Here is a 23,474-nt window from a genome sequence, read left to right on the forward strand (position 1 = left end):
CCATATGCACTATACTGATTATTAATGGCCAAAAGTGAAACTACTCCTGAACAACCGTCGCCATTTGCGGTGCGGAAAATAAGCTGGCAAGGGCTTAAAACGACACTTGATCTGCTCAAATACCTTCGGCCCTACCGGATCACATTCTTTATCGGGCTGGTATTTCTCGCGCTTTCCACTGCTACGTCGCTGGCGTTTCCCAAGCTGGTCGGCAGCATTATCGAAGTCATTGAGGGAAAATCGCCTTATACAATCAATCAGATAACGCTTTTCCTGTTTTTTGTGCTGATATGCCAGGCGGTGTTTTCCTATTTTCGTGTTTATCTCTTTACCAAAGTCAGTGAACTGGCAATGACTAATATCCGGTCAGATGTTTTTACCAAAATCATCACCTTACCCATTGCCTTTCTCGAACAGCGTCGCGTAGGAGAGCTGACAAGCCGCATTACTTCTGACGTTTCTCAACTCCAGGGATTGCTTTCTTTCACATTAGCAGAGGTTTTCAGGCAGGTCGCTACCCTGGTCGTCGGCGTTTCCATTCTCTTTTATACGTCATGGAAACTGACGCTTTTCATGCTGGCCACATTTCCGGTCCTGGTTATTGCTTCCGTATTTTTCGGTCGGCATCAGCGCAGGCTTTCCAAAAAAGTGCAGGACGAGCTGGCTGCGGCCAATGTGGTTGTGGAGGAAACATTGCAGTCAGTTAATGTGGTCAAAGCATTCACCAATGAGCCACTGGAAGTAAACCGTTATCAGCAAATCCTGAAAAAAGTCGTAGATCTTTCGCTCTATGCTGCTGCATTTCGGGGCGGGTTTGTCTCATTTATTATTTTTGCGCTTTTTGGCGGGATCGTCGGTGTTGTATGGTATGGCGCCGGGCTTGTCCAGGCGGGCGAATTCGGGCTTTCTGATCTTTTTACATTTATACTTTACACCACATTCATAGGTGCATCCATCAGCGGAATGGGAGACCTCTATGCACAGATCAACCGCGTGATCGGCGCTTCTGAGCGGATTTTTGAAATATTGGAGGAAGAACCTGAGCTGGATCTCGAAACCGCGAAAAACGCTTCGGCCAGTCCAATCGAAGGAAGCATTGCATATCAGGATGTGCACTTCTCCTACCCATCCCGCCCCGATCTTGCTGTTTTAAAAGGGATATCATTTCAAATTCAGGCAGGAGAAAAAATTGCCCTGGTGGGTTACAGCGGCGCTGGAAAGTCTACGATCATCCAGTTGCTTATGCGTTTTTATGATTACCAAACGGGCAACATTCTCGTCGATGGCAAATCTCTTAATGAATATGGCCTCACTGAATTACGCAAGAACATTGCCATTGTGCCGCAGGAAGTAATGCTTTTTGGCGGAACGATCTATGAAAACATTGCCTATGGAAAAGCCAACGCAACCCGGGAGGAAATTCACGACGCTGCCAGGCGCGCCCATGCCAGAGAATTTATTGATACATTTCCCGAAAAGTTTGAAACAGTCGTCGGTGAACGCGGCATCAAGCTTTCAGGCGGGCAGCGCCAGCGCATCGCCATTGCACGTGCCATTCTGAAAGATCCCAAGATTCTGATCCTCGATGAAGCAACAAGTTCACTCGATGCAGAATCTGAAAAGCTGGTGCAGATCGCACTTGACGAATTAATGAAAAACCGCACCACGATCGTCATAGCGCATCGTTTGGCAACGATCCGGAAAGTGGATATGATTTATGTGATCCGCGAGGGCCGCATTGCGGAATCTGGTACGCATCAGCAATTAACAGTTATGAACAATGGTTTATACGCAAATCTGATCAAATTGCAGTTTGAAACCGCAGAAAGCAATTGATGGAAACAAGCAGCATAACCCAAAGATCCCCACGAGAATTTTTTGAAACAGAAAAAAACAAAGCAGCCATCGCGGAAGCAGCCGCTTTGCAGAACTTCAATCAGCTAGCCATTGCCAGGTTGCTCGTATTTTTTGCTATGATTTTCTTCCTATGGCTCTGGAATAATCAAAATCAGCCCGCTTGGGGATTAGTAGCACTCGGTTTACTCATTATTTTCCTCATTTCAATGCGCCGTCAGCAGGCCGCAAAGAGGTTGCGCGATTTGCAGCGTAATTTGGGCATTATCAACTCAGATGAGCTCAACAGACTTTCATTCCGCTTCACCCGGGACGACTCAGGCTTGCAATTTCAGGAAAAGGAACATGCTTTTGGAAGCGATCTGGACATATTTGGAGAGTATTCCTTATACAAACTTTTAAACCGCACGCGAACCGCTGAAGGAAGCCACCGATTTGCCAATTGGCTTAAAAATCATGCAGATACAAAAGAGATCCGGCTCAGGCAGGAAGCTGCTGCCGAATTCAGCAGGCATCCTGAAATGATCCAGTCTCTGGAAGCAACTGCATTACTACATGAACACGCCGCGCAGCAACTGGGCGAATTTCGCCAATGGTCCAGGGAATTCATGGATAAAGACCTGGCGCGATTGTTGAATTTTCGATGGTTTAGCGTTATTACTGTTTCTATTGCAATCCTTTTTCTATTTTCAATCCTTCCTGCCTGGCCCTTGTTGTTGTGCATCGCTGTCAATGTTGTGCTGATAGCGCGTTTCAAAGCGTACATTGACTCCGTTACAAACCGGACAACCGCCCTGGGAAAAACATTGGTTTCCTATGGTGAGATCCTGGAAGTTGCCCAATCCTTTCCTTACCAGTCGCCATGGTGGACGGGTCGCAAGGAGCGAATTAAAGGTTCGGGCAATGCATTGAAACAAGTAGGCGTGCTTTTCGCAAGGCTGGATTACCGCAACAATATCTTTTTCTCCCTGCTTGTGGGCATTCCAACGCTCTGGGATATATTTTGCCTCGCAGGACTCGAAACCTGGAAACAAAATCACCACGACAAGCTTGCTGATTGGCTGGAAGTCCTCGCCGATGCAGAAGCAATGAACAGTTTAGCAGGCCATGCATTTGCCAATCCCGAATATATTGCACCGGATGTAACCGACTCGCCTGAATTTCAAATTGATACCATTGCAATGGGCCATCCGCTCATACCATTGGAGCGACGCATTAGCAATGATTTCAGTGTTTCGGGCACGGGACATACGATACTGGTAACCGGCTCCAATATGTCCGGCAAAAGCACATTCCTCCGGACAATCGGGCTTAATTTTGTATTGGCGCAAATGGGGGCTGTGGTAAGTGCGAAGACTTTTAAATGTGCTCCGGTGCGCGTTTTCAGCAGCATGCGCACGCAGGATTCGCTGGAAGAAAGCACCTCGTCTTTTTATGCTGAACTAAAAAGATTGCGAAAACTGCTGGAACTGGCCGATGAACGAAACTCAGCGCCTGTTTTTTATTTATTGGATGAAATTCTGAAAGGCACGAATTCCTCCGACCGCCACCGGGGAGCAGAAGCATTGATCCGGCAATTGCACACTAAAAAAGCATCAGGCCTTGTTTCCACGCACGATCTCGAACTGGGAGAATGGGGCGCAACAGAAAATTATGTGCACAATTTTCATTTCAGGTCCGATGTTGAAAACGGCGAACTGCTGTTCGATTACAGGCTTCACGACGGGATTTGCAAAAGTTTTAATGCTTCGGAATTAATGCGGATGATGGGCATTGACATAGGCAAATAATGTTTTGCCGGGATTTGCGTAACTTTACAGAGTACAATTACGTTTCTTAGTTCTGATAGTGGATTAAGGATTTATAATTAGATTTAATACTTAATTAATAACAAATAACGATTACTGAAACCTGAATGGAAGTATTAATAATGGCAGGGCAGCTCATTCTGGGCTTATCAATTTTGGTAGGGTTGCATGAATGGGGGCATATGTTTGCTGCAAAGATGTTTGGGATGCGAGTTGAAAAATACTTCATTGGTTTTCCTCCGAAGATATTCAGCTTTCAAAAAGGAGAGACAGAGTATGGCATTGGCGCGATCCCGTTGGGCGGTTTCGTCAAAATATCTGGTATGATCGACGAATCCATGGATACGGAGGCAATGAGTAAGGAGCCTCAACCGTGGGAATTTCGTTCAAAACCAGCCTGGCAACGCTTAATTGTAATGTTGGGCGGGATTATCGTCAATGTGATTGTCGGGATTTTCATATTCATCGTCATCGCATATAACGACGGGGATAAATATCTTTCCAGCACAGAGGTTAACAAATATGGCATTGTAGCCGGCGATCTTGCCAAAGAAATTGGTCTTCAGACTGGTGATAAAATAGTGCGGGTTAATGGTAAGCCGTTCACGAATTTCGACGAGCTAGGAAGCTCCGAGGTTTTGCTGGGAAGCAACAGCTCTTACACAGTTAACCGCGCAGGGAAAGAAGTTGAGATTGACATCCCAAACAATTTTATCGAGAAACTGTCTGATCCTGAGGAAAAAAGAGGCTTTATCCGCCCTTTGGAACCGTTTAAGATCGGTGAGGTTGTGCCGGCATCACCCGCACAAAAAGCAGGTTTGCTAACGGGTGACAAGGTTGTTTCTATCAATGGACAGCCTATCCAGTTTTTCCACGAATTGCAGGCACAGCTGCAAAGCCTGAAAGGCAAAAAAGCAGAGCTGATCGTGCAACGCGGAGCAGGGCAAAAAACATTGAACGCCAATGTGGATGAAGACGGAACACTGGGTTTTTATCCTGAAAGTCTTTTGAATTACACGGCTATCGAATATACATTGCCGCAAGCGATTTCCGCCGGAACGGGCGACGCATTTGCCGTTGTTTACAATAATATCAAAGGGTTTGGTAAAATATTCAGAGGCGAAGTTTCCGCCTCGAAAGCATTGAGCGGACCGATCGGCATTGCCCGTATGTTTGGTGGCGTTTGGGACTGGAGCCGCTTTTGGTATCTGACCGGCTTGCTTTCCATGGTGCTTGCATTCATGAACGCCTTGCCAATTCCGGCACTGGATGGTGGCCATGCGGTGATCCTTTCTTACGAGATCATTTCGGGGCGCAAACCATCAGACAGATTTCTTGAAAACGCTCAGAAAGTCGGCATGGTGCTTTTACTCGGCCTAATGGCTTTTGCAATATTTAATGATGTCTGGAAAGCCGTATTCTAATATATTTTTCAAAAAAAATAAGGAAAGGACCAAGAGCTTAATCCTCTTGCCTTTCCTTATTTTTTTCGTTTTTACCCTGTCCTCATCCGTGCACGATTACCATGTAAGCGTGACGCAGATGCAGTATAATCCTGCGCTCAAAACTTTCGAAGTGAGTATACGTATGTTCACCGACGATCTGGAACGTGCGTTGTCACAGCGTGGGCTGGCCCAAGGAAATGAGAAACAGCGCGTTGTTATAAAGAACGATGACAAAAATGATCCGTTAGTCGAGCGATATGTTTTGAAATCATTCGTTTTGACGGATAGTCAGAAAAAGCCCGTTGCGATTAAATACGTGGGTAAGGAGCAGGAAGAGGATGCGACGTGGGTATATTTAGAAATTCCATTTCAGGGTCCCCTGAATGGTTGTAAGTTACAGAACAGCACATTGATGGAAGTTTTTGATGATCAGGTCAACATGACGAACATTAAAAACGCCTCAGAAAAACGAACATTCTTGTTTAAAAAGGGACAAGCTGTACACATTCTTTAGCCAAAATCCGGTTAGTAAAAAGCCTGACACAGCCGTTGGTGGCATGGCTATTTTGTTTTATTATTCCCTTTCTTTTGAAAGTCATTATTTATATATTGGGAAAAGATTATCTGTCATTTTGACAGAATGCCTATGAAATTTGAACCTTCTGACTTATATAGTCGGCTGCTCATGTCCGATTCGGATATGGATAGCCTTGAAATTGTCCCTCTTGGTGGCCCTGATGGCTCCGACGAGCCATTTGAACTACCTGAAGAACTTGCCATACTGCCAATCAGGCAAACAGTGCTTTTCCCCGGAATGGTAATACCCGTAACCGTCGTGCGCCAGAAAGCCATTCGGTTAGTCAAAAAAATATACAGGAATTCGGATATCAATCAGCGTATATTAGGTGCTGTTACTCAGGCGATTCCAAATAAGGAAGACCCTACGGCTGAGGATCTTTACAATGTTGGAACCGTTGCTCAGATACTGAAAATGATTACGTTACCCGATGGTAATGTAACCATAATCGTGCAGGGAAGACAGCGTTTTGAGATCAAAACAATTTTGCACGAAGAACCTTATCTGACTGCCGAAGTAAAGGCCATTGATGACTCATTTGTTGGCCCTACCAAGAAGGAATCCAAAGCACTTTTGCAATCCTTAAGGGATGGCGCACACAAGATCATGCGCCTGAACCCGGAAATTCCGCAAGAAGCCCGGATTGCGCTGGATAACATTGAAAGCCCTATTTTTCTGATCCATTTTCTTTCTTCAAACATTAATGTAGACGTTGCCGACAAGCAAAAGTTACTGGAAGAAAGAAACGGTCACAAACAGGCGACGCTCTTGCTTCAGTATATGATGCGGGAAATAGAAATGCTGGAATTGAAAAGGGAAATTCAAACGAAAGCCAGTTCCGACATTGATCAGCAGCAGCGTGATTATTTTCTCAGACAACAGATAAAAGTCCTGCACGACGAACTCGGCATGGACAGCCCTGAGCGCGATCTTGACGAAATTCGTCTGAAAGCCAGTCAGAAAAAATGGTCGGATTCTGTCCGCAGCCACTTTGAAAAAGAATTGACTAAGCTGCAACGCATAAATCCAATGGCACCCGAATATCCGGTGACCATGAATTACCTGGAAATGCTTGTTGATCTGCCTTGGGGACAATATACCAAAGACAATTTCGACTTAGTCCGCGCGCAAAAAGTGTTGGACGCAGACCATTTCGGCCTGGAAAAAGTAAAGGAAAGGATCATTGAATATCTGGCTGTTTTGAAGCTGAAAGGCAACCTGAAAGCACCTATCCTTTGCCTGTACGGCCCTCCGGGAGTTGGTAAAACTTCCTTGGGAAAGTCCATCGCGAAAGCATTGAACCGCGAATACATCAGGATGGCGCTTGGAGGCGTGCATGATGAGGCTGAAATTCGCGGCCACAGAAAGACATATATCGGCGCTATGCCGGGAAAAATCATTCAGAACATTAAAAAGGCAGGTTATGCAAATCCTGTGTTCATTCTGGATGAAATTGATAAAGTAAGCTCGGACTACCGCGGCGATCCGTCGTCGGCATTGTTAGAGGTGCTTGATCCCGAACAAAACTCCTCATTTACAGACAATTACCTGGAAGTTGAATACGATCTTTCCAAGGTTTTGTTTGTAGCGACCGCTAATGCTTTGGACACTATCCACCCTGCTTTGCGCGACCGGATGGAGATCATTGAAATGACGGGTTATACGATCGAAGAGAAATTGCAGATTGCAAAACGTTATCTCGTTCCAAAACAACGCAAAGACCATGGCCTGAAATCGACGGACATTAAAATCGACGATTCGGCGCTTACCAGGATCATTGAAGGTTATACAAGAGAATCCGGTGTAAGGAACCTGGAACAAAAAATAGGATCCGTTGTCCGCAAGATTGCGAAATCCGTCGCAATGGAGCAGGACTATCCAAAAACCATCAAACCAGAGCAAATTGAGAAATATCTTGGCGCGGAAATTTTTGACAAAGATCTGTATCAGGACAACGATTTTGCTGGGGTAGTAACCGGTTTGGCCTGGACTTCGGTGGGCGGTGAAATTTTATTTATTGAAACAAGCCTCAGCCGCGGAAAAGGAAATCTTACATTATCCGGTCAACTTGGCGATGTCATGAAAGAATCGGCCGTGGCCGCATTATCTTATCTGAAAGCCAATGCCGACCGCCTGGGCATTGATTACCGGATCTTTAACCATTACGACCTGCACGTACACGTGCCTGCCGGAGCGGTGCCTAAAGACGGGCCTTCTGCCGGTGTAACAATGGTCACTTCCATGGCCTCGATCTTTACGCAGCGCAGGGTGAAACCATTCATTGCCATGACGGGTGAGATCACATTAAGGGGCAAAGTTTTACCAGTGGGCGGCGTTAAGGAGAAGATCCTGGCGGCTCGTCGTGCGGGTGTGAAGGAAATTATTCTATGTGTGAAAAACCGCAAAGATGTGGAAGAGGTGCCAGCAAACTATATCAAGGAATTGTCGTTCCATTACGTGGACCAGATTGATGAGGTGCTGGAATATGCATTGTTGCCGGAGAAAGTAAAAAATGCGACAAACTTCGTTTTTCCCGAAGAGAAAAGAGAAAAAGAAGAAAGTGGATATGTTACTTTGGGCGTTTAAAGCGTTCTCGAAAAATAAATAAGATTTGTTTTCAAAAAAGGCGCCCTTGGGCGTCTTTTTTGCTTAAGGGTTTGGAATTCAAAAACACGTCCTGATATCAACAACTATTCATTACTAAAATGTCCCTACCGCAGCTTTCTCCCGAACTATTGGACCAGCGTCCCGATTTGTTGCCTAACCATCAAAATCTGCTCGCGTTGCCTGAAAAAATCATTCAGTTTGGCACGGGAGTGCTCCTGCGCGGCTTACCCGATTATTTTGTGAACAAAGCCAATCAGCAGGGAATATTTAATGGACGAATCGTAGTTGTCAAGTCGACGAACAGCGGCGGAACGGACGCATTTGCATCCCAACAAAATATTTTTTCACACAGCATCCGGGGAATTGAGGACGGAAACCAGGTAGATAAGCTGGTGATCAACAGCGCCATTAGCAGGACTATTTCGGCCAATAGTAATTGGGCCGAGATCCTGGAATGTGCACATAATGCGGATTTACGGATTATTATTTCAAATACTACAGAGGTTGGCATTCAATTGACAGAGGATAATGTTTTCGCAAGTCCGCCTGCATCCTATCCGGGAAAATTGACCGCTTACTTATTCGAACGCTTTAAAGCATTCAACGGAAGTGCCGACTCAGGAATGGTAATCGTTCCCACTGAACTGATTGTTAACAGCGGACAGAAACTGCGTGACATTGTTTTTGAACAAGCCAGACGCCATAATCTCGACCAAAATTTCATACAATGGCTCGAAGCGCATAACCATTTTTGCAGTTCACTGGTAGACAGGATCGTTCCCGGAAAACCTGATGCAGAAACGGTTGCCTCGATTTCCGGAAATCAAGGTTACAAAGACGATTTGCTGATTGTTTCCGAGGTTTACAGATTGTGGGCCATTGAAGGAAGCGAACATGTGCGATCTGTGCTGAGCTTTGCTGAGGCAGATAAGGGTGTTGTAATCGAACCCGACATTGACTTATACAGGGAATTAAAACTGCGCCTGCTCAACGGGACGCATACGCTTGCTTGCGGCTTGTGCTTCCTGAGAGGCCTTGACACGGTGAGTGAAAGCATGGAAAATCCCGAAACCGCTGCGTTCATTGCCGATGTAATGTTGCGGGAGCTCGCGCCTGCGATCCCTTATCCGGTGGATCCCGTGCGTGCGCAGGAATTTGGCAACCAGGTTCTGGACCGTTTTCGGAACCCGTTTATCCGCCATCAATTGGTTGACATTACGGTTCAGTACACGGCTAAAATGAAGATGCGGAACATTCCCACCCTGCTCAGCTACTACGAAAAATTCGACCAGGCACCCCAGCTTTTTGCAAAAGGTTTTGCTGCATTCCTGAAATTCATGAAGCCTGTTGTACATAAGGATGGCGCCTACTACGGCGATCGTGATGGCCAGCCTTACTCAATCCGCTGCGATGCGGCGCCCTACTTTGATGAAATGTGGAAGTCTGCGGCTTCACCATTGGATCTTGCCATGAGAGTAATGTCTGATATCTCTCTTTGGGATACGGATTTAACCCAACTTCCCGGATTTCTGGATGCTGTAAATGCGCACATGATCGAACCGGAAGCATTGGAAACTTTACGCATCGTTCCAGGCGCAGACGCTCCTAAACTTGACATTTAGTCAGCGCTCCAAAGCCTTAATTTATCATAAAGAGCCTGCGAGGCAATCTCGTTGGAGCTGTAATAGATCTGATCCGTTTTTGTTGTAATAAACAGAAACGGATTTATTTTTTTGTTGACAAATAATTTAATCGTCCGGCCATCTTTGGTCTTGAAATTTCCTTTTGCAAAATCTCCTGCTGCAAAGCCGTTTGATCTATAGGAAATAGGTGGTAACTCCGGAACAAGTTCGATTTTGGCAATGTCCGTTTTGCTCAACTTCAAACCATACATTCCCTTTATTTCCAAATTGTTATCGGAAAATATAAGCTTGCTGTCTTGCAGGCTGGAATAAAGCTGTGTAGAAATCCCGGCGATGATGACCAGCAAAATGGCCATTCCCACATAAGTGCCGGATCGCTGTCCCTTAGTTCCGCGGTAGTATTTGTTGCCTTTTGCAATCAAAAAAACATAGGCTAGCAGCGGATATATAATGATAAAAGAGCCTGCCCAGTTATTATTGAGCAAGGTCAGGATCAAAAAGCCTGAAATCAGCGATATACCAAGGAAAATGTGGAATCTTTTAAAAAACCTGACATAACCAATAATGTCCATCTTGGCCCGGTCGGCTTCCGACATGGTGTTGTAACCGGATAAAATGTATTTCGCGTTGCCAGCCGTCACAGTGAAGCCGAGCGACGTAAAAATGACAGCAAGAATGATTGCGGCGGTAAACATATGCTGATGAAATTGAGGGTAAATCACTTGCAATTTGGGCAAAAAAATCGTTGGCATCATTTTTGACTTCCAACACCCTGAAACTCAAAATCCAGTTAACCCGATTTTTACTATATAAACGTGAAAAGATCTGTAAAAATATTAATAGGAATAGTGATTATCCTTATAATCGCCCGCCTGTTGCTGCCCTATTTTGTGGTACGGTATGTGAACAAAGTTCTCGCTGACATGAATGGTTACACCGGCCATATCGAGGACGTGGACATTCATCTGATCCGGGGCGCTTACCAGATCGACGGCATGAATATCCGGAAGGTCAACGGCAAGATCAAAGAGCCTTTTATCCTGATCCCAAAGATGGACCTTTCGGTGCAGTGGGAGTCTCTACTGAAAGGTAAGCTCGTGAGCGAAGTGGAATGTCACAACCCGGAGATCAACTTTGCATTCAGCAGCAGCGAAGAGGGAAGCCAGACGGGTGCAGAAAACGACTGGACAAAGGTTATCAAGGATCTTTTACCTATTGAAATAAATCGTTTTCAAATCATCGACGGCAAGGTGGACCTTACCAGCATTGTAAGCCAGCCGAAGACGGACCTCACATTAAAAAACTTCCAGCTGGAAATTGCAAATATCCGTAATGTGGAAGAAAAGGGTAAGGCATTGCCATCTCCCGTTAAAGCGACGGGTGATATGCCCGGGTTTGGCGGAACAATGTTGTTTACAGCGAATATGATGCTGCTGAAACAAATCCCGGATTTCGATTATAATATGAGCCTGAAAGACCTCCAACTAGTGAAGTTAAATAGTCTGTCGCGCCAATACGGAAACCTGGATTTCGAAAAAGGGACGATGAGCCTTTTGAGCGAAATGAAAATGGTCGACGGCAAGCTTGAAGGCTATTTGAAGCCGCTTACGAAGGATATGAAGATCTTCAAAATGAAAGAGGAGAACCGGAATGTGAGCCAGTTCTTCCGCGAGTTGCTGGCAGAAGGCGGTGCATTTATTCTTGAAAATAAAAAGAAGGATCAGGTTGCTACGCGGATCCCGCTAAAAGGAACCGTCGGCGACATTTCCACTGACCTGTGGCCAATCATTATCAATGTGTTGCGTAATGCTTACGTGGAAGCGTTTAAAGCCGAATACGACTCGTCAATGAGCGTGAAGGACACTATCAAGGAAGTGCGCAAGGACCGGAAAGAGAAGCGGAAGGAAAAACGTGAAGCGCGGAGGGCGAAGCGCGAGCGCAAAAAAGCGGAACGTAAAAAAGATTAGGTTCCGCTTTCAATAATAATGATATTTTAAAATTAAATGGCTTCCCGGAATTTAGTAACCAGTGCAATGCTTTCGGCAACTTTCTGCTCGATCCAGGCGTATTTACCGTCTGCAATAATGTCTTTTGGAAACAAATTTGAGCCCAAACCAACGGCATATGCGCCTGCTCCGAACCATTCATTAATACTCTCGGCAGTAGGCTGCACACCTCCCGTGACCATGATCTTCACATTGGGCATAGGTCCGCGGATCGCTTTGATAAACTTAGACCCTACGACATCGCCGGGAAAAAGTTTAACAACTTCCGCGCCGGCTTGCTGCGCGTTATAAATCTCTGTTAATGTTGAAACGCCCGGAATCCAGGGAATATTGGCTTTTGCACACGCATAACCAACTGCCGGGTTGAGGCAAGGTGTTACGATAAAGTCGGTTCCTGCATCGATAAATTTCTGTGCAGTTTCCGCATCGTAAATCGTTCCAATGCCCATGGACAATCCTGGCAGGCTTTCTTTTGTGTAAGCGATCAGTTCAGTAAAAACGGTGAATGCGTTTTCGCCGCGATTGGTAAATTCAAATGCCCGAGCGCCGCCCCTGTAACTGGCATTGATCACTTCCTTCGCAATTTCTATATCACTATGATAAAACAAGGGCAAAACGCCAACCTGATTTAATAATTTCAATGTCGTTTCCTTATCCATGTTTTTTGTTTTTTTGAAACAGCAACCGGCTCAATATTGCCAAATCAGCAATTCTAGTTTAACGCTTGATCCTGCCGGATGTTTCTCCCTGCCTGATTGCCTCAACTTCCTGTATCGTGGAAATCAATGCATCCCCTTCAATGGTATGCTTTAATGCTGAGGCGGCAACGCCAAATTCGAGCGCTTTTTGCTGATCATTAAAAGTAATCAATCCGTGTATCAAACCGGCTATAAATGCGTCTCCGCCGCCAACTCTGTCGATAATCGGGTTAATTTCCGTGTCTGCGGTCTCCAAAAGCTCCTTTCCGTTCCAAAGGTAAGCCCTTAGCAGATTGTGTGAAGCGCTGATGGATGTCCGTTTTGTATCAACAATAGTCTTTACCTGCGGAAATGCCTTCTGTAAATTGACGCAGGAATCAACAAAATCGTTTCCTCCAATGCCAAAAATCTCCTTTATATTTTCACTGTTTGCAATCACAATGTCGGTTCCTGCAGTTAACTCAGGTAAGATATCGGATGGTTTTTTACCATATTTCCACAAATTCGCCCTGTAAAAAATGTCCCCTGAAACGGTTAGCCCATACTTTCTGGCCACTTTGATTCCGTCCAGAAGTGCATCCGCAGCTCCCTGTGAAAGTGCAGGCGTGATACCCGCCCAGTGAAACCATTTGGCGTCTTTCAAAATGCTGTCCCAATCAATTTCCTTCGGGTCTATTTCGGCGAGTGATGAATTGGCCCGGTCATAAACGATCTGACTGCCGCGTAATGCTGCACCTGTTTCCAGGAAATAAACAGCCATTCTGGGACCTCCGTAGATGATATGGGAAACATCAACGCCGTGAAAATGAAGATATTGTGCCGCAGCCCTGCCAATAGGCGAGTCGGGAAAGCGGGTTACATGTGCCGTATGATGTCCCCAATAAGCCAAAGCCGTGGATACATTTGCTTCTCCGCCTGCATAGGTAACATTCAGTTGACGAGCTTGTTCAAAACGGGAAAAACCGGGTGTAGAAAGCCGCAAAAGGACTTCTCCAAAAGAAACTATTTGAGCCATACGCAAACCTACCTAAAATCCGAAATAATTACTTGCATTCCGATAAGAAATGTCCTCAACCAGCTTACCCAGCCATGGAATGTCATTGGGCAGCTCACCGTTTTCGACATCATTACCGATAAGGTTACAAAGAATTCTGCGGAAATATTCGTGACGCGGATAGGAAAGAAAGCTCCTCGAATCGGTAAGCATGCCTACAAAACGGCTCAGCAGGCCCATGCTGGAAAGTGCATTCATCTGGCGCTCCATGCCATCCTTCTGGTCCAGATACCACCAGCCTGAACCAAACTGCATCTTACCGGCAATGGTGCCATCGTTATAATTACCTGTCATCGTGGCCAACACCTCGTTATCAGCTGGATTAAGGTTGTAAAGTATCGTTTTGGCAAGTTGATCGGTTGAATCCAGTTTATTAAGAAACTTCGACATAGCCTGCGCCTGGCTATAATCACCAATGGAATCCCAGCCTGTATCCGGGCCGAGCTCCCGCAGCATACGTGCATTATTGTTACGCAAAGCACCCAGGTGGAACTGTTGCGTCCAGGTTTTTGCATGGTCCATTTTCGCTGTTTCAAAAAGCACCATGGATTTGAATGCTTCACGTTGCAGATCGCTCGGACGCTGGCCGTTACGGGCAGCTATAAAAGCTTGTTTTGCAGCTTCTTCGTCAAATGTTGCATAAATGTGCTCCAATCCGTGATCCGAAAGTTTTCCTCCCATGGATGCGAAAAAATCGTGGCGGTTTTGTAACGCGGCCAGGAGCCCTTCATATGTGTTAATTTCTCCCAAACCGGAAGTTTCGCCAAGCTTGGTAAGATATTGGTTAAATTCCTCCGGTGAATCGATCAGTAACATTGCCTTGTCCGGGCGGAATGTCGGCAGCACTTTAATGTCAAACCCGCCGTCTTTAATCGCCTGGTGATCAGATAGCGGGTCTGTTGGATCATCCGTCGTACAAATGATCTTTACATTCATTCTTTTCAAAAGATTTTTTACAGAGAAGTCCGGCTGTTTCAATTTCGCCGAACATTCTTCATAAATCTCTCTTGCCGAATCTTTATTTAATAAAATATCAATATCGAAATAGCGAAGCAATTCCAAATGTGTCCAGTGATACAGCGGGTTGCGCATGGTATAAGGTACGGTAATCGCCCATTGCTCAAATTTTTCCCAATCGCTCGCATTGCCTGTACAAAAGCGCTCATTAATGCCGTTTGCGCGCATAGCACGCCATTTGTAATGATCGCCATACAGCCAGATCTGCGTTATATTTTCAAACTGCTTATCCGCCGCGATCTGATCGGGAGGAAGGTGGCAGTGATAATCAATGATGGGCATTTCTTTGGCATAATCATGATAAAGAATGCGCGCAGTTTCCGAACGAAGCAGAAAATCGTCCGATATGAATGTCTTTTGTGCAGTAGCGATTGTTGTCATACCCCCACCCCAAAAGGGGCTATTTTGATGTTGTTTTACGTTCAGGTTCTTTTGCCCCCAACCCCCTAAAGGGGGCTTTATTTTATATGTTAAGATCAATGCAAAGTTCCCATTAGGGATTTAGGGGCCAAACCCCAAAGCTAACCTACTAGCGGAAGCGCCAAGTCCCCTTTAGGGGATTTAGGGGCCAAACCGCTCAATAGCATATTCCAACCCCCTTAACTCAGCCAGTCCGCGCAGGCGGCCGATAGCGGTGTATCCGGGATTTGTTCTTTTAGACCCTGACAGATCGTCGAGCATTCTGTGACCGTGGTCCGGACGGAACGGCATTCTTAAATCTGTCCTGCCGATTTCCATGCGTCTTTTTTGCTCGGTAAGCAATGCTTTCATGACATTATACATGTCCACGTCACCGTCCAAATGATCGGCTTCGTAAAAACTGCCATCGTGCTCTCTTTTTGTTGCCCGCAAATGGATGAAATGAATGCGGTTGCCCAGTCTGTCCACCATGCCGCTGAGATCATTATCAGGCCTTACGCCATAGGAACCTGTGCAAAAGCAAATGCCATTGGCCTCATTATCATATGCTTCCAATAACAACAGCGCATCATTCTCTGTGCTTACTACCCTTGGAAGACCCAAAATAGGATAAGGAGGATCATCCGGATGAATAGCAAGCCTCACGCCAGCCTCCGCGGCCACGGGCGCAATGGCCTGGATGAACTGATACAAATGAGTTCTCAATTCCAGATCACCTACATGCGCATATGCACTCAATGCAGTCCTGAATTCTTCAATGGTGAAGCTTTCTTCCGACCCTGGTAAACCTGCAATAATGTTCCTTACCAACTTTGTTACCTCAGCCTCTTCTGCATTATCCAGCCAGTTTTTAGCTCTTTTCTTTTGCTCATCACTGTATATTTCCTCTGCTTCCGGTCTCTTTAAAAGATAAAGATCAAAAGCCGCGAAATGTGTTGCATCAAATCGCAAACCTGTTGAGCCATCCTTCATCGGGGCATCCAGATCGGTCCTGGTCCAGTCCAGGATGGGCATGAAGTTGTAGCAAACGGTGTCTATGCCGCATGCGCCCAAATTCGCTAAGGTTTGCTGGTAATTTTTAATATATCGTTCAAAATCTCCGGTCCTGGTTTTGATCGCTTCGTGCACGGGGACGCTTTCCACCACCGACCACGTCAGTCCGGCTTGCTCGATCATTTCCTTACGCGCCTTTATTTCAGCGATTTCCCACACTTCCCCATTACGGATATGGTGCAATGCTGTTACAATTCCCGTTGCTCCGGCCTGGCGGACGTCCTGTAATGTTACAGGGTCATTGGGGCCAAACCAACGCCATGTTTGTTCTAATGCCATTGTTATAATTATGCTACTAACCTATGTTCCGGAACGCGTTCGCGCAAGACTTTCAAAGCCCGGCTCATTTGTGTTTCCACTGTTTTGACTGAAATTTCAAGCTTTTCCGCAATGTCGCGGTAGCGCAGGCCCTCTTCACGGCTGAGCCGGAAAATAATCTGGCATTGCCTTGGCAAAGCCTGAATGCATCCTTCCACGTGATCGAAAAACTCATTGAAAGTCAGTTCCTCAACGGGCGAAAAATGGTCTGCATGCGACATATTCCACTGCACTGAATCGAGGGATTCGCGCTCATTCTGCCGATGGATCCTGAGTTTCAGATAATCCAGTGCCTGATTTCTCACTGCTCTGTAAATGTAAGCCTGAAACGAAGTATGCACTTCAATCTGCTCCCGATTTTTCCAAAGTTTTACAAACACATCAGAGACAACTTCCTCCGCAATCTCCCTGGTAATGACCACACGCATTGCATAATTACAAAGAGATCTGTAATGATGTGTAAACAATTCCCGAAAAGCATGGTAATCTCCGGTTGCCACTACTTTGCCAAATAAATTTTCCAAAGCACTTTTCTGGGAATGGGCAGATGGTAGGGTGTTGGTAAATGATTTTGCTTCCATTAATGAGCTAGGTTAATTATAGAAAATTTCCATGATTAGTAGTGGTGTGAGGTGCAGTGCCCTCGTCAACAGTGAACCTAGTTTAACCATTGGTTCGTTGATACACAAAATATAATCTTGAAAAAAATCAATAAATTTACGCAACCGTTCCCGGAACCGTTCCCGTTTCCGTAATTTTTCCCGGAACTTGGTGCACACTTTGTAATTTGTGCAACAAACTGCGATTAGTGCATTCTTTATACAAATTGTTGCAATTGTATTATTCCCATACTAATTCATGAAAAAAGTCTCTATCACCATTAAGGAAATTGCCAGACAGCTCAACATTTCAAAATCCACGGTGTCACGGGCACTGCGCGACAGCAGCGAAATCAGTGAAGAGACAAAAAATAAGGTCATCGAGCTGGCGGAAAAACTCAACTATTACCCCAACCCGATTGCCATTAGTTTGCTTAAAAACCGCACGCAAACAATTGGCGTGATTGTACCCGACATTGCCAACCGTTTTTATTCGTCCGCGATTGGAGGCGTGGAAGACATTGCGTATAGCCGGGGTTATCATACAATGATCTACCAGAGTCATGAATTGCTCGAAAGGGAGCGGTCCGCTTCACGGCACATTGCATCACGGCGCGTCGATGGCCTTATCGTGGCCATTTCCAGCCAATCGGAAAACATTGATCATTTTGTGTCTTTGCAGGAACAGGGCATTCCCGTTGTGTTTTTTGACCGGGTAAGTGATGCCATGCAAACGCATAAAGTGCGAGTGGATGATTACAAGGGTGCATTTGAAGCAACAGAACACCTTATCAAGAGAGGTTGCAAACGCATTGCGCACATTGCAGGCCCCAAGCCCGTTTCCATTACCCGATTTCGCCTGGAAGGTTACAAAGATGCTTTGAGGAAATACGACATTGATTTTAAAGAGGAATGGGTCCTGCATAGCGAAATCACGCAAGCGGGAGGGACAGAACGCACTTACCAGCTTATGGCCTTGCGCGAGCGCCCAGATGCAATTTTTGGGGCAAGTGACCGGATTACCATGGGGATCCACTGGGCGCTGCGGCAGCTCGGTTACCGCATGCCGGACGATGTTGCGGTGGTAGGGTTTTGTGATTTGGCTATGTCTTCCTTACTCGATCCGCCGGTAAGTTCGGTTACGCAGCCTTCTTTTGAAATGGGGCAGCAAGCAACGTCTCTGCTTTTGGATCTGATAGAAAGCAAAAATACCCCGGCCGAATATGAGACCAGGGTATTGCCTTCGAATCTTGTGATTAATAAATCTTCAATGCGGATAACGCGATGAGTCTTATCCCGTGAGCGTCAACCGGTAATCGTTTTCAGCTTTCTTTCAAACTCTGAAAGGATCTTTTCTTTCATCTGTACCTTCCGTTTCTGAATGTTGATACGTCCTGCTGCCTGCTTGTCCTGCTCAGGATCGCCCGTTGCAGTCCGGTCAAATTCAAGTATAGCAAATTCCAGGTCGCTTTTTTCGCGTTTTGCCAGCCATTCCAGCTCACGATACTTCGTTCTAAGCTGCTCTTCCGGGCTTTTTAATTCAAATGCAGGATATTTCCGGCTGATTACACGGGCGAGATAGCTAAGTTCAAATATCTTGTCACAGACCATTCTGAAACGCTCCGCGAGTTCTTTATCTGCCATTTTGAAAGGAATCTTGATTTCCTTCCATTTGCTCAAAAGCACTTTTGCTTCCTGCGACGCCTCAATGATGTCCGGTGCGCGAAGCAATGTTTCAGCTTGTTGCAATAATTTCTGCTGCTCTACAATCCTTGGATCAACGCGTACTTTTGGCTCAATGCCTTTGGCAAGGTTGTATTTGTCATAAAACAATTTCAGAAAGTGCCTGTAAGCCTTATTAACCTTGAAAAAACGCTTTGGCGGCACTTCTCCAATGTTGTTCCAGGCATTGCGCACTTCCCTTGCTTTCTGATAAGCATCGTCAAGATCACGTGAATAGCTCAGCGTTTTGGTGATCTTGATCAGCTTTTCGTATTCTTCTATACGGAACTGGTTAATTTTATTCTGCTCATCGAAATAATCCCTGCGTCGTTGGAAGAAATCATCCAGGATTTGTTGAAATGTAGTTTCCACTTCTTCCTGATATTCCTTCTCCACAGGCCCGGTGCGGATCCATTTGGCTTTGATTTCCTGAATCTGGTCCGTTGCCGCGGTGTAATCTTCAATAGCCGCCGCCACTTTCACATCCTCGATCAATGCGCGTTTGATTTCCAGGTTTTTAAGCTGGTTAACCTCAATCAAACCTTTCAGATACTCCTCTTTTTCTTCCAGTCGCTGCAACAACGGAACAAAGTCCCCAAGTGCATCAAAACCTTTAAGCTTACGTTGAAGCTGGATCAGCTTGGTCAGATAAGAACCCTTATTAAGTGCCTCGTCTATTTCTTGTTCCAACTGCTCCACTTTGTTCAGAACGATGTTAAAACGATTTTTAAAGTAATCAATCGCTTCCTGCTCTGTTCTCTTTACTTCTCCAATTTGCCGGTCGGGGAATTCCAAATACCCCTTTAAAAATACTTTGCTGTCTTTAACATAGCCGTATTCATCATTCAATGTGGCATTTTCCATTCTTTCAATTTTTTTATCTGCTAAGTGTAGGGATAATAACGATATTTGTTACGCACAAATTAAACAAAAAATGAGTAACGAAACCATTATTTTCTCAATGTCGGGGGTTAACAAAATCATTCCTCCAAACCGGCATATCATTAAAAACATCTATTTATCCTTTTTTTATGGTGCAAAAATCGGGGTTTTAGGTTTAAACGGATCAGGTAAATCGACGCTTTTACGCGTAATAGCAGGAATTGATAAGGATATTCAGGGAGACGTGGTTTTCTCTCCCGGCTATTCTGTTGGAATGCTTGAACAAGAGCCAAAACTAGACCCAAATAAGACTGTAAGAGAAGTTGTAGAAGAAGGCGTTCAGGAAATTGTTGACCTTTTAAAGGAATATGACAAGATCAATGAGGCTTTTGGTGAAGAAGATGCCGACTTTGACAAACTCCTTGAACGTCAGGGAGAAGTGCAGGAAAAACTGGATTCGACAGACGCCTGGAACCTGGACAACAGACTGGAAATTGCGATGGATGCGCTGCGTTGCCCGCCCTCGGACGCCTTGGTTTCTACGCTTTCGGGTGGTGAAAAACGCCGGGTTGCGTTGTGCCGTCTGTTGCTTCGCCAGCCTGACGTTTTGCTGCTGGATGAGCCTACCAACCACTTGGATGCGGAATCCGTGCTTTGGCTTGAAGAGCATTTGAGACAATATAAAGGAACGGTTATCGCCGTAACCCACGATCGTTACTTCCTGGATAATGTGGCTGGCTGGATCCTGGAACTGGATCGCGGCGAAGGCATTCCCTGGAAAGGAAATTATACTTCCTGGCTTGAACAAAAGCAGGAACGTTTGAAAAAAGAAGAAAAAACAGAATCAAAACGCCAGAAAACATTGCAGCGCGAGCTCGAATGGGTGCGTATGGGTGCAAAAGGACGCCAGGCAAAATCCAAAGCGCGTTTGGGCGCTTACGAGCGCTTATTGGGTGAGGAAGGTCGAGAGAAAGAGGAAAAATTGGAAATCTTCATCCCGGCAGGACCCCGTCTTGGGAACAAGGTGATTGAAGCACATAATGTTTCAATGGGCTTCGGCGACAGGCTTTTATACGAAAATCTGAACTTTGCATTGCCACCTAACGGAATCGTCGGCATTATTGGTCCTAACGGCGCTGGTAAAACGACGCTTTTCAAACTGATTACCGGCCAATTGAAACCGCTCGAAGGACATTTTGATGTAGGCGACACGGTGGAACTGGCTTATGTGGATCAGGAACACGACAATCTGGATCCTGCGAAAACCGTTTACCAGAGCATTGCAGACGGAAATGACTGGATCATGATCGCAGGCAAGCAATCGAACGCCCGCGCATATGTGAGCCGTTTCAACTTCGGCGGCGGCGACCAGGAAAAGAAGGTCGGAAACCTGTCCGGTGGAGAGAGAAACCGGGTACATTTGGCGATGACATTGAAAGAAGGCGGCAATTTGCTTTTGCTTGATGAGCCTACAAATGATTTAGATATCAATACATTAAGAGCACTAGAAGAAGGTTTGGAAAACTTTGCAGGTTGCGCAGTGATCATTTCCCATGACCGGTGGTTCCTTGACCGCGTTGCGACGCATATCCTGGCTTTTGAAGGCGATTCTCAGGTTTACTGGTTTGAAGGAAATTTCTCAGAATATGAAGAAAACCGCAAGAAACGCCTGGGTTCCGATCTGACGCCAAAGCGGATCAAGTACAAGAAATTAGCTTAGTAAAAACAGTTAATCATTATCAATGAGTCAGATTTCATCTTTGGATAAAATACATTTCATATCAATTGGTGGAAGCGTCATGCACAATCTTGCCATTGCGCTTCATTTAAAAGGATTTCTCGTAACGGGTTCGGATGACGAAATTTATGAGCCATCGGCAAGCCGTCTCGAAAAATACGATTTGCTTCCGTCAGTAACGGGCTGGTTTCCCGAAAAAATCACAGCTGACCTTTCAGCTGTGATTTTGGGCATGCATGCGCGGCAGGACAATCCTGAGCTGGCCAAAGCAAAGGAACTGGGGATTAAAGTGTATTCTTATCCTGAATATATTTTTGAACAAAGCCAGAATAAACAACGCGTTGTCATTGCAGGAAGTCATGGAAAAACGACCATTACTTCCATGATTTTGCACGTTTTGAATTATAACAAGCGTGTTTTCAATTATCTGGTCGGTGCGCAGATCGAGGGTTTTGATAACATGGTGAAGCTTTCCGAGGAAGCGCCCCTTATTGTGATCGAAGGAGACGAATATTTCACTTCACCCTTGGACCCGACACCGAAATTCATGCATTACCAGCCGCACATTGCACTAATCAGTGGCATTGCATGGGATCATTTCAATGTGTTCCCAACCTGGGAATCGTATGTAAAGCAATTTGAATTACTGGCTGATTCTTTACCAAAAGCGGGCGGGATTATCTTCGACGAAACCGATGATATGCTGGATGTGATTGGTCAAAAAGAACGCCCGGACGTTGTGAGCAAGCCTTACCACGCACATCCTTACAAAATTGAAGATGGCAAAACGATCCTGATCACGCCCGATAACAAAGAAGTTCCCGTGTTGGTTTTTGGTAACCATAACATGAAAAATATCAGCGGTGCTTATGCCGTTTGTGAGCGCCTGGGTATTACGGATGATCAGTTTTATGAAGCCATCCAAAGCTTTAAAGGCGCATCCAAGCGTTTGGAATTGTTGGGCAAAAATGAAACGGTAAACATTTATCGTGATTTCGCACACGCTCCTTCAAAAGTGGAAGCCACAACTGCTGCATTAAAGGAACAATATCCCGACCGTACATTGGTTGCGTGTGCCGAGCTTCATACATTCAGCAGCCTTAACAAGTCGTTTTTAAGCCAATATCGGAGAAAATTGAAGGCCGCGGACATTGCGGTGGTTTATTATAATCCGCAAACGGTTGAACACAAGCGTCTCGAACCGATTTCGGAAGAAGACATCCGCACCGCTTTCAAGCGCGACGATCTTAAAGTTTTCACCGATTCCTCCGAAATGGTTGCCTTTTTGAAATCTTTACCTTGGGAAAACGCCAATTTGCTTCTTATGAGCTCAGGCACTTTTGGCGATCTTGACTTGAAAACTTTGGCAACAGAATTGCTTGATTAATAGAACAAAATACATTAACACTATACTTTTCAGTTGAATTTTATGCAATCGATTGTCGTATACTGCGGTTCTAACCCCGGCAAAAAAACAATTTATGCTGAAACGGCCTACGCATTGGGGTCGGAATTGGCGAAAAGAAACATCAGGCTTATTTATGGCGGCGGGAACATGGGCTTAATGGGCCGGGTTGCGGATGGGGCCATGGAAAATAACGGATCAGTGACAGGGATCATCCCCAATTTTCTCGCCAAGCTGGAAGTTGCGCATAAGACGTTGACTGAGATTCATTTCACGGAAACCATGCACGAGCGCAAGGCCAAAATGGTTTCCCTTACCGATGGCGTTATTGCGCTTCCGGGTGGCTACGGCACTTTCGATGAGTTATTTGAAATACTAACCTGGTCGCAGCTGAAAATTTTTAGAGGACCGGTTGGCTTGCTGAATGTCAACGGATTTTACGATCTGCTCCTTTTGCAACTTGATAAAATGGTGGAGGAGGGATTTTTACATCCTGATAATCAAAAACTTTTGGTGGTGGCTGACAATGTAGTAGGCCTTTTGGAAAAAATGGAAGCATTTCGTGTCGAAAACATAGAAAATAAGCCATTGGATAAGTCGTTATATGTAGACAATAACTAATTACCCT

At 45.4% G+C, this 23,474-nt stretch carries 18 protein-coding genes; 11 read left to right on the plus strand and 7 right to left on the minus strand.

All coding sequences use genetic code 11. The features are described 5' to 3' along the window. The first annotated feature begins 24 nt into the window (after positions 1 to 24). The 6 genes from B5X68_RS23810 (at position 25) to B5X68_RS23835 (ending at position 9,913) form a co-directional block, all read left to right on the plus strand. The gene (locus B5X68_RS23810) at positions 25 to 1,836 is read left to right on the plus strand and encodes an ABC transporter ATP-binding protein (RefSeq protein ID WP_082217276.1); all 1,812 of its coding nucleotides are present in this window, start codon (positions 25 to 27) and stop codon (positions 1,834 to 1,836) included. Beyond that, positions 1,836 to 3,644: a MutS-related protein gene (locus B5X68_RS23815; RefSeq protein WP_082217277.1), complete on the plus strand. Its 1,809-nt coding sequence runs from the start codon at positions 1,836 to 1,838 to the stop codon at positions 3,642 to 3,644. Before B5X68_RS23810 ends, B5X68_RS23815 begins: the two co-directional genes overlap by 1 nt. Positions 3,645 to 3,769: 125 nt before the next feature. Continuing rightward, positions 3,770 to 5,086: an RIP metalloprotease RseP gene (gene rseP, locus B5X68_RS23820; RefSeq protein ID WP_082217278.1), complete on the plus strand. Its 1,317-nt coding sequence runs from the start codon at positions 3,770 to 3,772 to the stop codon at positions 5,084 to 5,086. Positions 5,087 to 5,174: 88 nt separating this feature from the next. Beyond that, complete coding sequence (locus B5X68_RS23825; RefSeq protein ID WP_212568036.1) at positions 5,175 to 5,621, plus strand: DUF6702 family protein; 447 nt, start codon at positions 5,175 to 5,177, stop codon at positions 5,619 to 5,621. 132 nt (positions 5,622 to 5,753) lie between these two features. Continuing rightward, on the plus strand, positions 5,754 to 8,270 hold the full coding sequence (lon, locus tag B5X68_RS23830; protein ID WP_082217280.1) for an endopeptidase La: 2,517 nt from the start codon (positions 5,754 to 5,756) through the stop codon (positions 8,268 to 8,270). 119 nt (positions 8,271 to 8,389) lie between these two features. Then, positions 8,390 to 9,913, plus strand: coding sequence for a tagaturonate reductase (locus B5X68_RS23835; RefSeq protein WP_082217281.1), 1,524 nt, complete (start codon positions 8,390 to 8,392; stop codon positions 9,911 to 9,913). On the opposite strand, the gene B5X68_RS23840 is transcribed toward B5X68_RS23835, so the two are convergent. Then, positions 9,910 to 10,629, minus strand: coding sequence for a DUF3784 domain-containing protein (locus B5X68_RS23840; protein WP_082217417.1), 720 nt, complete (start codon positions 10,627 to 10,629; stop codon positions 9,910 to 9,912). The genes B5X68_RS23835 and B5X68_RS23840 overlap by 4 nt on opposite strands. Positions 10,630 to 10,749: 120 nt before the next feature. On the opposite strand from B5X68_RS23840, the gene B5X68_RS23845 reads away from it, so the two are divergent. Next, complete coding sequence (locus tag B5X68_RS23845; RefSeq protein ID WP_082217282.1) at positions 10,750 to 11,901, plus strand: DUF748 domain-containing protein; 1,152 nt, start codon at positions 10,750 to 10,752, stop codon at positions 11,899 to 11,901. A 32-nt stretch (positions 11,902 to 11,933) separates the two neighbouring features. Here B5X68_RS23845 and B5X68_RS23850 read toward each other — a convergent pair whose 3' ends face one another. The 5 genes from B5X68_RS23850 to B5X68_RS23870 all read right to left on the minus strand — a co-directional run bounded on the left by B5X68_RS23850 (position 11,934) and on the right by B5X68_RS23870 (position 17,081). Further along, positions 11,934 to 12,599, minus strand: coding sequence for a bifunctional 4-hydroxy-2-oxoglutarate aldolase/2-dehydro-3-deoxy-phosphogluconate aldolase (locus B5X68_RS23850; protein WP_082217283.1), 666 nt, complete (start codon positions 12,597 to 12,599; stop codon positions 11,934 to 11,936). Positions 12,600 to 12,657: 58 nt separating this feature from the next. Continuing rightward, a complete protein-coding gene (locus tag B5X68_RS23855; protein ID WP_082217284.1) occupies positions 12,658 to 13,653 on the minus strand; it encodes a sugar kinase in 996 nt (331 codons plus the stop codon). A 12-nt stretch (positions 13,654 to 13,665) separates the two neighbouring features. Next, positions 13,666 to 15,090 (minus strand): glucuronate isomerase, encoded by a 1,425-nt coding sequence (gene uxaC / locus B5X68_RS23860; protein ID WP_082217285.1) that lies wholly within the window; start codon positions 15,088 to 15,090, stop codon positions 13,666 to 13,668. Positions 15,091 to 15,270: 180 nt separating this feature from the next. Next, entirely contained in the window at positions 15,271 to 16,461 is a 1,191-nt protein-coding gene (uxuA, locus tag B5X68_RS23865; RefSeq protein WP_082217286.1) for a mannonate dehydratase, read from the minus strand. Between the two features lie 8 nt (positions 16,462 to 16,469). Next, entirely contained in the window at positions 16,470 to 17,081 is a 612-nt protein-coding gene (locus B5X68_RS23870; protein WP_082217287.1) for an RNA polymerase sigma-70 factor, read from the minus strand. 277 nt (positions 17,082 to 17,358) lie between these two features. Here B5X68_RS23870 and B5X68_RS23875 point away from each other — a divergent pair, with 277 nt between their 5' ends. Next, entirely contained in the window at positions 17,359 to 18,387 is a 1,029-nt protein-coding gene (locus tag B5X68_RS23875) for a LacI family DNA-binding transcriptional regulator (RefSeq protein WP_082217288.1), read from the plus strand. A gap of 17 nt (positions 18,388 to 18,404) precedes the next feature. Here the strand turns inward: B5X68_RS23875 and B5X68_RS23880 are convergent, their stop codons facing one another. After that, positions 18,405 to 19,685 carry a DUF349 domain-containing protein gene (locus tag B5X68_RS23880; protein WP_082217289.1) on the minus strand — a complete coding sequence of 427 codons (1,281 nt, stop codon included), beginning with the start codon at positions 19,683 to 19,685 and terminating at the stop codon, positions 18,405 to 18,407. A 70-nt stretch (positions 19,686 to 19,755) separates the two neighbouring features. Between B5X68_RS23880 and ettA the strand changes: the two genes are divergently transcribed. Genes ettA through B5X68_RS23895 form a run of 3 tightly spaced genes read left to right on the plus strand, consistent with a single transcriptional unit; the run spans position 19,756 to position 23,467 of the window. After that, a complete protein-coding gene (ettA, locus tag B5X68_RS23885; protein WP_082217290.1) occupies positions 19,756 to 21,423 on the plus strand; it encodes an energy-dependent translational throttle protein EttA in 1,668 nt (555 codons plus the stop codon). 22 nt (positions 21,424 to 21,445) lie between these two features. Further along, a complete protein-coding gene (locus B5X68_RS23890; RefSeq protein ID WP_082217291.1) occupies positions 21,446 to 22,828 on the plus strand; it encodes a UDP-N-acetylmuramate--L-alanine ligase in 1,383 nt (460 codons plus the stop codon). A 42-nt stretch (positions 22,829 to 22,870) separates the two neighbouring features. Then, on the plus strand, positions 22,871 to 23,467 hold the full coding sequence (locus B5X68_RS23895; protein ID WP_082217292.1) for an LOG family protein: 597 nt from the start codon (positions 22,871 to 22,873) through the stop codon (positions 23,465 to 23,467). Positions 23,468 to 23,474 lie beyond the last annotated feature (7 nt).

It is taken from the genome of Dyadobacter psychrophilus, from assembly GCF_900167945.1.
GTDB classification, from domain to species: domain Bacteria; phylum Bacteroidota; class Bacteroidia; order Cytophagales; family Spirosomataceae; genus Dyadobacter; species Dyadobacter psychrophilus.

Coding starts and splice junctions, on each gene's coding strand:
- rseP (WP_082217278.1), top strand. CDS start 3,770: ATGGAAGTATTAATAATGGCAGGGCAGCTCATTCTGGGCTTATCAATT.
- B5X68_RS23895 (WP_082217292.1), top strand. CDS start 22,871: ATGCAATCGATTGTCGTATACTGCGGTTCTAACCCCGGCAAAAAAACA.
- B5X68_RS23880 (WP_082217289.1), bottom strand. CDS start 19,685: ATGGAAAATGCCACATTGAATGATGAATACGGCTATGTTAAAGACAGC.
- lon (WP_082217280.1), top strand. CDS start 5,754: ATGAAATTTGAACCTTCTGACTTATATAGTCGGCTGCTCATGTCCGAT.
- B5X68_RS23835 (WP_082217281.1), top strand. CDS start 8,390: ATGTCCCTACCGCAGCTTTCTCCCGAACTATTGGACCAGCGTCCCGAT.
- B5X68_RS23815 (WP_082217277.1), top strand. CDS start 1,836: ATGGAAACAAGCAGCATAACCCAAAGATCCCCACGAGAATTTTTTGAA.
- B5X68_RS23850 (WP_082217283.1), bottom strand. CDS start 12,599: ATGGATAAGGAAACGACATTGAAATTATTAAATCAGGTTGGCGTTTTG.
- B5X68_RS23810 (WP_082217276.1), top strand. CDS start 25: ATGGCCAAAAGTGAAACTACTCCTGAACAACCGTCGCCATTTGCGGTG.
- uxuA (WP_082217286.1), bottom strand. CDS start 16,461: ATGGCATTAGAACAAACATGGCGTTGGTTTGGCCCCAATGACCCTGTA.
- ettA (WP_082217290.1), top strand. CDS start 19,756: ATGAGTAACGAAACCATTATTTTCTCAATGTCGGGGGTTAACAAAATC.
- uxaC (WP_082217285.1), bottom strand. CDS start 15,090: ATGACAACAATCGCTACTGCACAAAAGACATTCATATCGGACGATTTT.
- B5X68_RS23840 (WP_082217417.1), bottom strand. CDS start 10,629: ATGTTTACCGCCGCAATCATTCTTGCTGTCATTTTTACGTCGCTCGGC.
- B5X68_RS23855 (WP_082217284.1), bottom strand. CDS start 13,653: ATGGCTCAAATAGTTTCTTTTGGAGAAGTCCTTTTGCGGCTTTCTACA.
- B5X68_RS23870 (WP_082217287.1), bottom strand. CDS start 17,081: ATGGAAGCAAAATCATTTACCAACACCCTACCATCTGCCCATTCCCAG.
- B5X68_RS23875 (WP_082217288.1), top strand. CDS start 17,359: ATGAAAAAAGTCTCTATCACCATTAAGGAAATTGCCAGACAGCTCAAC.
- B5X68_RS23890 (WP_082217291.1), top strand. CDS start 21,446: ATGAGTCAGATTTCATCTTTGGATAAAATACATTTCATATCAATTGGT.